The sequence below is a fragment of the Anaerobacillus sp. 1_MG-2023 genome, assembly GCF_030547345.1.
Lineage (GTDB): Bacteria > Bacillota > Bacilli > Bacillales > Guptibacillaceae > Guptibacillus > Guptibacillus hwajinpoensis_B.
Map to the genome: position 1 here is coordinate 56,781 of NZ_JAUORD010000006.1, position 13,965 is coordinate 70,745.

Here is a 13,965-nt window from a genome sequence, read left to right on the forward strand (position 1 = left end):
TTCTTCCCTCCGATGTCCGATACAAGAATTTAAAATACACTTAGATTGAAATACTCACAATTGAGGTAATAAAAGAATATAGAGGTATGAGAAAGGAGCTTTCCTATGAAAGTAATGGTGATGAACGGTAGTCCAAGAGACAAATCTATGACGAGGAACTTAACAAATACAGTTACCGATCAATTAGACGAAAAGGGAATTGAAGTGCTCACATTCGACGCAGGATTCCATGACCTCCCTTTGTTTAAAGGTAGAAAAGAAGATCTTGATCATCCAGAGGTGCAGCGCCTCATAAACCACGCAACAAAAGCTGATGCATTTGTTATTTGCTCACCTGAATACCACAATGGCATGAGCGGAGCCTTAAAAAACGCACTCGATTTTTTAGGGGGTTCTCATTTCAAACATAAGCCAACTGTTCTTGCTTCTGTTGGCGGTGGTGGAAAAGGCGGTATTAACGCATTGAACAATATGAGAACAGTTATGAGAGGGTTATATGCTCTCGTCCTCCCAGATCAATTCTGCGCAGATCCCACATGCTTTGATGAGAAAGGTTACATGGTGGAAACAAAAGCGAAAGAACGTCTCACAATCGTTATAGATGAACTTGTTTCCCTATCCCAAACCATAGAAAACAAAATAGAAGTACAGTAAAAAGGAGCCCGGTAGCGAAAAGCTATCGGGCTTTTTTGGTCTATTCTATGACTCCCGACTCTGTTACTTTTACATCCATATGAAATTCGATATCCATATCAGGATAGCGGTCCATCCAATCATCATGATTGAAATCTCCCCGAGTCACACTACGAATCGCATTGCCAAGACCAAGGGGATCAATATTTAGCCGTTGGAATTCTTGTATCATCTCATTTCCTCTGGTTTCAATTTCAGTCTCCATCGTTTTCTCAATTTCTTTGAGCGCCGAAGGGGTTAACTGTTTTCCAGAATACTCCTTGATTACACCCAAAACCTTACCGTGTATTTTAATCTCATTCCTTCCAACCTTCTTTAAGTTTAGGTTCCTTTTCGAAGCAATATTATAAATAGCTGCATGATCTTCCTCATTGAGTTTGACAGTAAATGAATCATTACTAGAAAACTTCTCATACAGAATTTTGAATGTAAACAAACTTTGTGAGTCAAGGGTAGTAACCATCTTATCTCCATTAAATAAAGCAATACCAATAATCTTCACCTTATCGCCGTCTTGTTCAACCAGCGGTAAGATCGGGTCATTCCCTTCTGAGTAATAATGGTACAAAAAATTGTGCAAACTCGTTTCGGGAAGCATACCGTGCTTACTATTATGACTTAGAGTGTCGTGTATGAATGTGCCTGTATCCACGTTTCCATAATTGGTAGTTAATAATGTTTCCAAGTCGCTGTTTGAAATGCCTAAGAATACTCTTGAACCAATGGAAGGGTCTCTTTGGAGCGTATCAACTAATTCAATTATGCCTTCCGATTCTGCCATTTCCCTACTAAAGAGAGCAACCTCCAACTTTCCACTTACAAATGATTTTGATGACTCTGAATTATATTGACTGCGAATTTCTTTACTCAGTTCAGCTGTTTGAATAAAGATACTATTATCCACTCTCCCATTAGCTTGATATTGTGGAGCTACTGCAATCCCTTTAATTAACTTTTCTTCATTTTCTTCATCTGGAAGGTCATAACCAATAATCGTTACCATTTGAATATCATCAAGAATACTGCTTTCAACACACCCTGTCAGTACAGCACTACATAATAAGAATACTAGGATCAGCCTCATTCTGACCTTCCCACCTTACTTTTGATATACTGAGCTACAAATAAGAATGGTACATAAAGATAAACAAAATAAAATCCCACTTGACTCGTATACTGATTTAGTAAGTCAATGCTTTCTCGTCTTGCGAAAGCGCTACTAGCCAGTAAAATAATAAAAAGGAGCGGGATCGTTACGTTTCGTTGACTGATGTTTGATAATCTCCTAATTGCTCTTCCCCCAGCCCATATCGTAATGCAAAGGTTTGGAAGGATGACTAATGCCCACGAAGCAATACCAATGTACTCAAAACGCTGAACAAAAGGCATTTCAGCAATTTTCCATGTTGTTAGCGTCGCCCAAATGGTTTTCTGAAGCTGTTCTGTACTAAAGAAAGCAATCGTTGTAATCATAACTGTAGTGTATATAAAGACCGTAAATAAATGTCCCCCCTGCGCCCATCGATGTGATTTCTCAGGATCTTTAATAAACGGTAGGTACATAAAAAGCGTTGAGAATCCTAAATAAGATAGAGAAGCACCCTTAACTCCCTCATACAGTTCAAACAAAGAGTGATTAAATACCGGTAAAAGGTCTCGGAAGTGTCCATAAAACATCGGAAAAATCATCGTTAGAATAAGATAAAATGGCAATACGACTCCAAAGAAAGCTATACCGGCAACTACCCTAAACCCACCCGATAAACAATAATAGACTAAAAGGAGAAATACAGAACCGAAGATCCATTTATTTAAGTCTGGAAACATCCATACTTGAACTACTTCGATATATGTACGTAGAATAGTCACACTCATTGCAATGAAATAAACAATAGCAATCCAGCTTAATAATCCTCCTAACCATTTCCCAAAAAGATTTTGATGTAACGAAATGAGATCCCCTTTTTCCTTTAGCATGATTTTATATATCAAAAAAATAATCACATTTAGACTAAGGCCAGCAACTAGTACCGAAATCCAAGCATCATTTCCTGCATACTTTGCGCTGATTCTTTGAAACCCCATAACTCCTACCCCAACTTGAACGGAGTGAACAAGGTAAAACACTAGAAATGGAGATACTTTATACTCATCTTTCACTTCTGGTCCAGCCATATAAAAGCATCTCCTTTCTGCGTTTACTCATGGAAATCATTTTTTTCTTTCTTCGTTACTGGATTAAAACGTACTGTATCTTCTGTTTGTAATTGAATAGGTCGCTTATTTTGAAATTTCAACGGAAGCCTAATAAGAGCATCCTTTAAATCCTGAACACGTAATGGGTAGATTGGCTCAAGGAATGGTCTACCTAACGATTTTAATTTGAGAAGGTGAGCTATTAAAAAACTAAAGCAAATTGTTACACCAAGGAGCCCCCACAGATGAGCGAAAAATAGGAAAGGAAACCTTGTTAAACGAATAGTGTTGCTCATTCGATAGACAGGAGTTGTAAAGGAGGCAAGGGCAGAAAGTGCCACGATAATTAATAGGACGTTGCTTGTTAATCCTGCTTCAACTGAAGCAGTCCCAATAACAATACCGCCTACAATACCAATCGTTTGACCAACTTTTGTCGGCAATCTTGCGCCTGCTTCTCTTAGCAACTCAATGGCTAACTCCAAAAATATAGCTTCTAGAATAGGGGGTAGCGGTATTCGTTGTCTGGAGCTAACGAGGGTGCCGAGTAGATCTTTCGGTATCAGTTCGTAATGATAGGTTAATGTTGCTACATAAACCGGTGTCACAAGTATTGAAAATAAAATCGCAAAAATGCGGATCATGCGGGCACTTGAGGCGACGATCCAATTCACAAAATAGTCTTCAAATGCGGAAAAGAATTCAACAAGGGTTGTTGGTCCTATTAAAGCCTGGGGTGATCCATCTGATAGAATGACTACTTTCCCTTCGCATAACACAGATGTCGCACGATCAGGTCTTTCTGTATCAATAAGTTGCGGAAACGGAGAGTTTTTACTATCAGATATCAGTTGCATAAGAACGGAACTATCGACAACCTGATCCACTTTAAGATCTTTGAGACGTTGTTTAACAGTGTTTACATTTTCTTCGTTCGCAATTCCGTCCAGATAGAGAATGACTACTTTCGTATTTGTCAGCTTGCCAATCGTCAGCTCATATGCTTTTAATTCATGAACCGGCAACCTCTTACGGATCAGATGTAAATTGGTATCTAAAGATTCTACAAATGCTTCCTTTGAGCCCACAACTGTAAATTCGACTTCAGGTTGTGTGATCGCTCTGGCTTTTTTTACCTGACAAGGTATCATCGCGCATTTTGTGGCAGATTCATTCAAGCGAATAATAATAAAACCCATCATTACTTTTTCACAAATTATCTTAAGATCTTCTGTAATGATGACGCCTGGAACGGGTACCCTTTTCTTCACCTCATCAAGTGACTTCAATGGTTCTCTCACGAGATAGGGTAAAATGTGGTCGTTGAATTCATTCTCATGAATAAGCGTTTTAAAATAATATAAGAAGAAAGAGCTGTTATCCTGTTTATTTTCAAAATGCAAAAAATCATCGGAGTCTTTTAAGCTTTTAATTAGCTCAGGCAAGTTTTTCAGGTTATCGGGAGATCGACTTTTTTTAAACCATCGAAGCACTTTCAGTCACCACACATTCTCATGTTCTCCTTGTAGTTTCTACAAGTCACATCAATTTATCCACCTCCAGACTTCATCAATGAAATCAAACCAAATAAAAAAAGCGTGTCATTATGACACGCTTTTTCCTTTATTGCCCTTGTGCAAGTGAGTATGCAATCTTACCGTCAAAGGAATATAAGTTCTCGATCTTAATCCAATCTAATTCTTCTAATTCAATTTGAGTTAGTAGCTCACGGATGGCTCCTTGAGTTTCTTTTTTACCTTCAACTGGTTGGAACCTACAGCGCCAGTGATCAGATAAGAATGTTTCAGAGAATCCATTTGGATATACTTTCACGCCACGGTTGGTCATCATCACAAATTCGTGATTGCTTTCCGCCGCTGCACGCGTAAGCTTTTCTGCAATTTCATCAATCGTTAACGTATTGTTGAACAAGAATACATCCGTTCCATCAAGCTCGCGTTCAGGAACATAATTGGGACGAGTCGAATCTTCTTTCTCTTCCAATACTTCTTTACGATATACCACCGGTTCAAGAACTGAAGGAGATTGACCAAGACGTTCAACTACAGCATGAGCGAATTCTTTCGTTCCAACAGCATTTTTCCCTTTTGCAATATCGCCTGTTAGCACACCATCCTCGATTGTTTTCAACCATGCATTGTGAATTTTCTCTGCAGCTTCAGGCTGTCCAATATGAACAAGCATCATAATCGCACCGTGCAGAAGACCTGATGGGTTCGCAATACCTTTACCTGCAATATCAGGAGCGCTTCCGTGAATAGCTTCAAACATCGCAATTTGATCACCGATATTAGCTGATCCCGCCAAACCTACACTTCCAGCAATTTGAGCGGCAATATCAGAAGCGATATCACCATATAAATTCAATGTAACGATTACATCAAATTCTTCAGGCGAATCAGCTAAGCGTGCCATACCAATGTCAACAATATAACTATTAGATTCAATTTCAGGATATTCAGCCGCAATCTCTTTGAAAACCTGATGGAAAAGACCATCACTTAATTTCATGATGTTATCTTTCACGAGACATGTTACTTTCTTGCGATTGTTTTTACGAGCATATTCAAATGCATGACGAATGATACGCTCAGAGCCCGGTCGTGAAATAAGCTTCAAGCTTTGTACAACGTCCGGTGTTTGCTGATGCTCAATTCCTGAATAGAGGTCTTCTTCATTTTCTCGAACAATGACAAGATCCATGTCAGGATGCTTATTTTCTACAACAGGGTTATAAGAAACGCAAGGGCGAACGTTTGCATATAGACCCATAGCGGTACGAATGGTTACATTTAAGCTCTTGTATCCTCCACCCTGTGGTGTTGTAATAGGGGCTTTGAGAAGTACCTTAGTTCTACGCAACGAATCCCATGCTTCCTGAGGGATTCCCGTTGAATTTCCAGAAAGGTATACTTTCTCTCCAACGTCAATAAATTCAGGCTCAATTTCAGCCCCAGCTTGTTCTAAGATATGCAAGGTTGCTTCCATAATTTCTGGACCAATGCCGTCTCCTGTTGCTACCGTAATTGGGCGCTTTTCTGCCATGATTTTCTCTCCTTCTCTCTGGTCTATCAATACACATTGAAAAACCCGGTAGGCTCAATAAGAGAACACCGGATCTTTCAGATACAGTGAAATATCCATTTCTCAAGATCGTCCAATTCAGGACTTGAATCATGGAATAAACCAACATTTTGTTATCGCTTTCCAAGGTTATTATAGAAATCATGTGCTTTTTTGTCAATTTTACAGAGTTTCTGTCATCGCGGCTTTAAAAAAACCAGCCCCTAAAGGAAGAGGACTGGTTGATCATTATTGAAGCGCTTTGACGTCGTCCACGATCTCTTCAAATGGAACGTTAGAATAGCCAGAATACTTCTTAACGGCAATACCTTCTTTATTAATAAGGTAGAAATTAGTACCATGAATGAATTGATCTGAACTTGGGTCAGCATCTACCGCCGTTTTAAAACTACTTTCCGCAAAACCTTTTATTTCTTCTTCAGTGTATCCAGTTAAGAAGTGCCAGTTAGATAGATCAGCATCAAATTTTTCAGAGAACGTCACAAGCTGTTCAGGAGTATCCCGTTCAGGATCTACTGAAAATGAAACGAGCTCTACCTCTACATCTGCTTCACTTAGCTTATCCTGTAGCTGTGACATATTCGCTGTCATTGGGGGACATACTGTCTCACAATTTGTAAAAATAAAATCAGCTATCCACACTTTTCCTTCTAAATCATTTAATCCATACTCACTTTTTGTATGGTCTGTATATGTAAAATCTTGTACTTCCCAATCGAGATCGTCAGGAATGTCTTTCCCACATGCAGCTAGTACGACAAGAAGAGTTATTACTGTTACTAATAACAGTCGATTCTTCATAATGGTTACCTCCAATAAAAATAAAATTAAGCGCTCTCTTTACCTTATCTCAAAATAAGGAAAGATGCTATACGACGTAAATATCGGTTTTGAGAATTTCATGAACAAAAAGCTGTTTCTCTCAAAAAAACATCTTTCTTTCTATAGTCTAAAGGTTTAAACTTTTGAACTATAAGTATTTAAAAAGAGTAGAAGGACTAATAGCAGGTCTCTTCTACTTTTGCTAGCAGCGTTTTCAACGTCGTAACACCATCCTCTAATTGTAGAGAGTAGAATCTCGTTGTGCCTTTCTGCTCAACAGAAACAAGTCCAACTTCACGCAAAATTTTCAGATGATGAGAAATAGCAGGACGTGATAAAGTCGATCGCTCCGTAATTTCATTCACACTTAATGGATCGTGTTCACTAAGTAGCATAATGATATCCTGTCTATAGGGATCACCTAGCGCCTGGAAGATCGGTGTGCTTTTGCGAAAAAGTTGGATCGCTTCCTGATGGTCATTTTTCTGATTCATAGCAGAAAGCCTCCTATTCGTTTAAGAGTTTAAACATATAACCTGATTTCAGCATATAGGAACCCTTCTATCCTGTCAATAAACGGTTATTGTTATGAATAACCTAACTTTTCCAAGACTACCTTATGATTTGGGTTCAATTCTTTTGGTAACTCGTTTAGTGGAAAATATTTCACTTCTGATACTTCATTTCTATCTAATTTAAAAGCTTCACTCTCACATTGTCCCTTATAAACAGCAATAACACTATACACCTCATCTCCATTTGGATATCGGTAATATAACTCTTCACCAGAAAAGAGGGAAACAAACGTTAACTCTTTAATACCTACTCCTAATTCCTCAAATGTTTCACGTACAGCCGTCTCTTCAAAAGATTCTCCCGGCTCCATAAATCCACCTGTTAATCCCCATAACTTATTATCTGTTCTCTTCTGTAGCAGTAGTCTGCTTTTCGTATGATCAAATAATAATATCGCAACACCAGGGAGAATTAATGGCCGACTCCCAACTAATGCTCTTATTTGTTGAATATAGTCCATAGTACCTCCTAAAGAATTGAAATCAAACAAAAAGCCTCTCGATCTCTCGAAAAGGCTTTTTATGCGGTGGCAAACGCCCAAACCCAGAAGGCTACACCCCAGATAGCACAAAGAACTAATAAAATAATAAGAAGGCGAATATTTTTATTTCTCATGGTTGTCCATCTCCTCATGTTCAACCGTTTTTTCTTTTCTCTTTAACATATACAAGAAAAACCCAAATAAACCAAACACTACAAAAAATAGCCCTGTTGACATATAAACTAGAATCGAACCTATATCCATATTTTGTCCACCTTTCTAATTCCGTACTACCCGCTGTATGATAAATAGATGGATAATACTCCAATGACCATCATTGTTACAAAAGGCAGAACAAAGGCCAGGAAAATAACAGCGGATTCTGTTTTATGCTGTTTAATTTTAGATAACAAGAAGCCATTCTCCTTTCACTTTATCAATCACTCAAATAATAGTATAACGAAACTTCACTTCATTTCCGTCCATTTTTCTTGAACGTTTCCGTACAATTCTACCATACAGAGCGATTAATCGTGGCAGGCGTGATGGATCGCCTGGTGAAGCAGTGCCATCACATGCTGATCATCAGGAGAATAAAAAATACTCGTGCCGGCTCTTCTAAACTTTACTAAGCGTAAGTTCTTCAAAAAACGAAGCTGATGAGAAACAGTCGATTGAGAAAGATGCAGAGCATCCGCTATTTCACTTACAGCACATTCCCGATCTGCCAACAAGTTTAATATCCGAATCCTCGTTGGATCTCCCAGAGCTTTAAAAGTTTGCGAAACAATAAAAAGTGTTTCTTCATCTAGATCCAATTGTTCTTTTGCCACATCCTGCCCTTGATTATCCAAAACAATCCCCTCTCCCTCATTACATGAACAAACATTCATATATGATTCTGTTGTCATTGTATGAAAGACCTTTCACTATTGTCAACTTAAATTAGAGTGCCTGTCACGATTCCTTCACACAAAATGTAGAACCCGCCTTGAGTTAATGGTAAATCCTTTTTACAATAGAGTAAGAAGAAAAAGTAAAGGCTTTCTTATTGTTAGATAGGATGCAAGTAGATGATATGGTATGATGAAAACGGTCAACATTTACTGTCAGGCATTATGATCATAGATGGAGGTGTTCCTAATGTGGGAACAATTATCGAGCACATTTTCGTTTAGTGCTTTATGGAGTCCTGGAATTATGGTAGCTGCAATCGTTATTGCTGGATTCTACTTACTTCTAACAGGACCTTGGAAAAATAGCTTTAAAGACTCAGCACCGATTCCTCTTTACAAAAAGATCTTTTTCTTAATCGGGGTTTTCTTATTTTATCTCGGACTTGGCGGTCCACTATCACTTATGGGGCATTTATTACTCAGCATCCATATGACTGAGATGGCGCTCGTTTATTTAGTCGCTCCACCACTCATGATAGTAGGTACCCCAGCATGGTTACTACGTCCACTTCTAAATATCAAAGTGATTCGTAAAATTTTTAAATTTTTCACATTCCCTATTATTTCATTGCTTTTATTTAACGGGTTATTTTCTTTCTATCATATCCCAGAAATCTTTGATTACTTAATGGTGCACTATACGGCTCAAAATTTCTATAAAGCCGCTCTAATCCTGACAGCCTTTGCTATGTGGTGGCCACTTGTTTGTCCAATACCAGAATACGATACGTTATCAGGTGTTAAGAAACTTGGGTACATTTTTGCTGATGGTGTGCTGCTTACCCCAGCATGTGCTCTCATTATTTTCGCAACGACTCCACTATACGCTACCTATACCGATCCAACGGTATGGGCTAACGCAATGGGATATTGCGTACCAACCGGCACGACCGTTTCACCTGAACTATTTGACCAATTCAAGCCACTTGGCATAATGGAAGACCAACAGCTAGGCGGCATCATCATGAAAATCATTCAAGAACTCTCATACGGCACCGCACTAGGCTACATCTTCTTCCAATGGGCAAGAAGAGAACGAGAAAAAGACGCCGAAGAACTACAATCACCAGAATTCCGAATCAGTGAGATTTAATACGAAAAGCGGAAGTGGGCGGTTAGGGTCGACAAGCGCTGGAAGCCCATAAAAAGAACACGGTCTCTGTGTTCATTTTATGGGATGAAGCGATCGAGACCCTGCCCACTGCAGCTAGACACCGAAAAGCGGAGCGGGCCCGCCTAAATCCGCAGGATGTTGGAGCCCATGAGATTGAGACGCTCTTTGTCTCATTCGATTGGGCGAAACAGCCGGAGGATTTGGCCCGCGCAGCTAGACACCGAAAAGCGGAAGTGGGCGGTTAGACACGGCAGGCACTGGAGCCTTTTCATTTGAACACGGTTTTTGTGTTCGGATGAAAAGGTGAAGTGACCGAGTGTCTGCCCACTGCAGCTAGACATGAAAAGCGGAAGCGCCCGTTTAGCCTCGACAAGCGCTGGAGCCCTGTAAAAAGAACACGGTCTTTGTGTTCATTTTACAGGGTGAAGCGATCGAGAGGCTGGGCGCTGCAGCTAGACACCGAAAAGCGGAAGTGGGCGGTTAGACACGGCAGGCACTGGAGCCTTTTCATTTGAACACGGTCTTTGTGTTCGGATGAAAAGGTGAAGTGACCGAGTGTCTGCCCACTGCAGCTAGACACCGAAAACCAGAACGACCCGTTCAAAAAAGCCATGAAGCACTTTGCTTCATGGCTTTTGTTATTGCATACTCTTCCGTCTTAACAATTGACGTAATCCGCCCCCAATTACTACCCCAATAACAATACCTATAATAGCAACAAAGGTCGGTGGAATAACAAAAGGCTCTGTTCTTAAATTCGATACAATCACAGCCACCGTAGAAAAATACGCGCCACATACAAAGGGTAAAGACAGGTAATCACCTGGTAGTTTCCCTGCTTTTTCGATAGCGCCTAGATAGCTTTCATAAATCGCAAACATGTAAACACAAGGATAAAACATAGCCCATTCATAATTTGTAACTGAAATTGCCTGGACGGACTTACCTTGAAAACTATAGAGAATATTCATATTAAGATTTGCATTCACATTGATCAAAAACTCAAGCCCAATAAAAAAAGCACCTCTTATGTAATTCTTATTAATGATTTGTCCAAACCCGGGAAAGGCAATACTCCACAAGAGAACTTCAATTGGATTTACTTTTCTGTTCATCCCATCACCAGCTTCTTATTGTCTCAGCTACATTTTTACCTTTTCCATATTACTGGTATTTCATCCAACTCTCATGGAATTATTTTCAGAAGTAGCACCCTTCTTTTTGATCCATACTACGGATATAAGAAAAAGAAGGGAGAATTGACTATGTTAACAACGAACCAACTTCGTTCATATAAGAAAATGATTCAAGAACGCATCCTGACTCTTAGTGATGAATTAGATGAAAACGATGAATTTGGTGTTTCTCAATCTTTTGCTCAACATTCTACAGGTGAACTATCCAATTACGATAATCACCCTGGCGATACGGCGACAGAATTATATGAACGCGAGAAAGATCTATCACTAAATGAACATGCAAAAACAGAATTAGCAGAACTGACAAAGGCCCTTGAACGAATTGGAAATGGAAAATACGCCATATGTGAAGTTTGTGGAAATGATATTTCAACAGAAAGACTCGCTGTCCTTCCAACAGCTTCAACATGTGTAGAACATAGTCCATCACAAAAGACATCAGACAAAAGACCAGCAGAAGAAGGTGTACTTGGCAATTCCTACGTGGAACATGTAAACGACTCTAACGATGCTACCTTTTTTGACGCTGAAGATTCGTGGCAACGAGCTGCGAAGTATGGAACATCTGAAACACCTTCAGACTTTAACGCTCAGGAAATGAACTATGACAAAATGTATATTGATTCCAATGAGCCTGTCGGGTATGTCGAGGAAATCGAATCATTTTTATCAGCCGATCTAGATGGCAAACCATCTGGAGTTATTCCAAATCAACGTCATGAACGTTATGAAGACTTACTAGATGATCATGACCAGAAGGCAAGTCAGGGTACAATCGAAGATAGTGACCTCATCTAAATAAGACAGCCCGAAAAACGGGCTGTCTTATTACATTTCTTCTGGTGCCTGTAGTCCTAACAATCGCAAGCCTTCTTGTAAAACAATGGATACGGCTGACACTAGTTGCAGTCTCGCTTGTTTGTATGAAGGATCATCTAAGATACGAATCTGTCCATAGTATTTATTAAAAGAACGTGAAAGTTCAATTACAAACTTTGCGATTTGAGAAGGGTCGTATTCAGCTGCTGATCTTTCGATTACATTTGGAAAACTAAGTAGTTTTGTGACAACTGACCAGGCTTCTTCATCTTCGAGGCCTTTTATATGATCATTAGAATGAAAATCCCCTTTGCGTAGAATGGAACAGGCACGCGCATGAGTATATTGCACGTATGGACCAGTTTCCCCTTCAACACGTAGCATGTCTTCAAGTGAGAACTCTATATCATTTCGACGATCATTCTTTAAGTCATGAAACAAAACGGCCCCTACCCCAATTTGTTCAGCAATCGCGTTTTTATTTTCTAAACTAGGATTTTTGGTTTCAATGTTTACTTTTGCGAGCTCGATTGCTTCCGTCAACACTTCTTCTAGTAATACCACTTTCCCTTTTCTTGTTGACATTTTCTTTCCATCTTTCAACATCATCCCGAAGTTAATATGGTGCATTTGATCCGCCCAATCGAATCCCATTTTCTTTAATACCTCAAATAATTGTTTGAAATGTAGACTCTGTTCATTTCCTACGACATAAAGAGCCTTACTAAATCCATATGTTTCATAGCGATAAATGGCTGCAGCGAGATCACGGGTTGCATAAAGTGTGGCGCCATCTTTCTTCTTAATTAGACATGGTGGTAAGCTCTCTCCAAGTTCTACTACCATGGCTCCACGAGATTCAACTAAGAGATTTTTTTCTTCAAGTTGATCAATAACGTTTTGCATTTTATCATTATAGAACGCTTCTCCGTTTGTTGAATCAAAGGTAATCCCCATAAGCTCATAAATTCGATCAAACTCTTTAAGTGATTCTTCACGGAACCATTTCCATAATGAAACGGCTTCTGGGTTACCTTCTTCTAATTCTTTAAATGCCTTACGCCCCTCATCTTCAAGACCATTATCTGATTCCGCTTTTTCATGGAATGTAATATAGAGCTTAAGAAGTTCTTTAATCGTTTGCTCACGAACCTTTTGCTCCTCCCCCCACTTTCGGTAGGCCGTTATCAATTTTCCGAACTGAGTTCCCCAGTCCCCAAGATGATTAATGCGAATGGGGCGATAGCCGACTTTTTCAACAATTAGCGCTAGTGAATTTCCAATAACGGTTGAGCGTAAATGGCCCATTGAGAAGGGCTTCGCTATATTAGGAGAGGAAAGATCAATCGTCACTGCACCACCCTTTCCTACCTTAGAAGCCCCGTACTCACTTCCTTCACGGAGAATGCGACTTATTACTTCAGTACTGACCATTTTCTTATTAAGAAACACATTAATATAAGGTCCGACTGCTTCTACTTTTTCAAAGACTTTCTCATGAATTTCAGAAACAAGTTCCTTCGCAATTTGATGAGGAGGCATTCGTTTCACTTTGGCAAGATCGAAGCATGGGAAGGCATAGTCACCTAAAGAGTCATGCTTAGGCAGTTCAATTCGCTGCATTATATTAAGAAAGCTCACTTCTTTTTCACATGCTTCATAAAGTTGTTGTGCAAATAATTCTTTGTAATTCATACATTTCCTCCTATTTTCATATTCATTTGTCTATAAAAAAATCTCCGTCTCTATAAAAGAGACGGAGATATATTCCGCGGTACCACTCTGATTGCTCAATAAATGATTTGAGCCAACTTCACTCTATAACGGGGAGCCCGACTGCTTCTACTTTATTCAAAACAGTGTCTTGAAAGTCCGGTTCATGCCTGCTAAGGTTCCGAGCTCTCACCATCCCCGGATCGCTTTATCCGTATACAAACACTACTCTCTTTCGCATTGACGATACAATATTATTCTTATTATAGACGATTTCCGTATAAATTCAAC

The 13,965-nt window shown here is 39.4% G+C and carries 15 protein-coding genes and 1 other annotated feature; of the genes, 3 read left to right on the forward strand and 12 right to left on the reverse strand.

Annotated features, from left to right (window positions below):
* The first annotated feature begins 105 nt into the window (after window positions 1-105).
* Window positions 106-654 carry an NADPH-dependent FMN reductase gene (locus tag Q4550_RS11925; RefSeq protein ID WP_194220170.1) on the forward strand — a complete coding sequence of 183 codons (549 nt, stop codon included), beginning with the start codon at window positions 106-108 and terminating at the stop codon, window positions 652-654.
* Between the two features lie 40 nt (window positions 655-694).
* Here the strand turns inward: Q4550_RS11925 and Q4550_RS11930 are convergent, their stop codons facing one another.
* From Q4550_RS11930 to Q4550_RS11975, 10 genes are all read right to left on the reverse strand, one after another.
* Window positions 695-1,777 (reverse strand): Ger(x)C family spore germination protein, encoded by a 1,083-nt coding sequence (locus Q4550_RS11930; protein WP_303532939.1) that lies wholly within the window; start codon window positions 1,775-1,777, stop codon window positions 695-697.
* A complete protein-coding gene (locus Q4550_RS11935; protein WP_303532941.1) occupies window positions 1,774-2,868 on the reverse strand; it encodes a GerAB/ArcD/ProY family transporter in 1,095 nt (364 codons plus the stop codon). The genes Q4550_RS11930 and Q4550_RS11935 overlap by 4 nt, the downstream gene beginning before the upstream one ends.
* 23 nt (window positions 2,869-2,891) lie before the next feature.
* Window positions 2,892-4,382, reverse strand: coding sequence for a spore germination protein (locus Q4550_RS11940; protein ID WP_303532944.1), 1,491 nt, complete (start codon window positions 4,380-4,382; stop codon window positions 2,892-2,894).
* Between the two features lie 130 nt (window positions 4,383-4,512).
* Window positions 4,513-5,955, reverse strand: coding sequence for an NADP-dependent isocitrate dehydrogenase (locus Q4550_RS11945; protein ID WP_303532947.1), 1,443 nt, complete (start codon window positions 5,953-5,955; stop codon window positions 4,513-4,515).
* Window positions 5,956-6,222: 267 nt separating this feature from the next.
* Window positions 6,223-6,795 carry an SCO family protein gene (locus tag Q4550_RS11950; RefSeq protein ID WP_303532950.1) on the reverse strand — a complete coding sequence of 191 codons (573 nt, stop codon included), beginning with the start codon at window positions 6,793-6,795 and terminating at the stop codon, window positions 6,223-6,225.
* A 197-nt stretch (window positions 6,796-6,992) separates the two neighbouring features.
* On the reverse strand, window positions 6,993-7,310 hold the full coding sequence (locus Q4550_RS11955; RefSeq protein WP_303532952.1) for an ArsR/SmtB family transcription factor: 318 nt from the start codon (window positions 7,308-7,310) through the stop codon (window positions 6,993-6,995).
* A 92-nt stretch (window positions 7,311-7,402) separates the two neighbouring features.
* The gene (locus Q4550_RS11960) at window positions 7,403-7,852 is read right to left on the reverse strand and encodes an NUDIX hydrolase (protein ID WP_303532954.1); all 450 of its coding nucleotides are present in this window, start codon (window positions 7,850-7,852) and stop codon (window positions 7,403-7,405) included.
* A gap of 144 nt (window positions 7,853-7,996) precedes the next feature.
* On the reverse strand, window positions 7,997-8,137 hold the full coding sequence (locus Q4550_RS11965) for a hypothetical protein (protein ID WP_226616023.1): 141 nt from the start codon (window positions 8,135-8,137) through the stop codon (window positions 7,997-7,999).
* A 26-nt stretch (window positions 8,138-8,163) separates the two neighbouring features.
* On the reverse strand, window positions 8,164-8,286 hold the full coding sequence (locus tag Q4550_RS11970) for a hypothetical protein (RefSeq protein ID WP_255622948.1): 123 nt from the start codon (window positions 8,284-8,286) through the stop codon (window positions 8,164-8,166).
* A gap of 114 nt (window positions 8,287-8,400) precedes the next feature.
* A complete protein-coding gene (locus tag Q4550_RS11975; protein ID WP_303532963.1) occupies window positions 8,401-8,727 on the reverse strand; it encodes an ArsR/SmtB family transcription factor in 327 nt (108 codons plus the stop codon).
* A gap of 289 nt (window positions 8,728-9,016) precedes the next feature.
* Here Q4550_RS11975 and ctaG point away from each other — a divergent pair, with 289 nt between their 5' ends.
* A complete protein-coding gene (ctaG, locus tag Q4550_RS11980; RefSeq protein WP_303532965.1) occupies window positions 9,017-9,922 on the forward strand; it encodes a cytochrome c oxidase assembly factor CtaG in 906 nt (301 codons plus the stop codon).
* 659 nt (window positions 9,923-10,581) lie between these two features.
* On the opposite strand, the gene Q4550_RS11985 is transcribed toward ctaG, so the two are convergent.
* Complete coding sequence (locus Q4550_RS11985) at window positions 10,582-11,058, reverse strand: hypothetical protein (protein WP_303532967.1); 477 nt, start codon at window positions 11,056-11,058, stop codon at window positions 10,582-10,584.
* 150 nt (window positions 11,059-11,208) lie between these two features.
* On the opposite strand from Q4550_RS11985, the gene Q4550_RS11990 reads away from it, so the two are divergent.
* On the forward strand, window positions 11,209-11,940 hold the full coding sequence (locus Q4550_RS11990; RefSeq protein WP_303532969.1) for a TraR/DksA C4-type zinc finger protein: 732 nt from the start codon (window positions 11,209-11,211) through the stop codon (window positions 11,938-11,940).
* Window positions 11,941-11,970: 30 nt separating this feature from the next.
* On the opposite strand, the gene argS is transcribed toward Q4550_RS11990, so the two are convergent.
* On the reverse strand, window positions 11,971-13,656 hold the full coding sequence (argS, locus tag Q4550_RS11995) for an arginine--tRNA ligase (protein ID WP_303532971.1): 1,686 nt from the start codon (window positions 13,654-13,656) through the stop codon (window positions 11,971-11,973).
* A gap of 54 nt (window positions 13,657-13,710) precedes the next feature.
* Window positions 13,711-13,924: a binding site (T-box leader), on the reverse strand.
* Window positions 13,925-13,965: the final 41 nt, after the last annotated feature.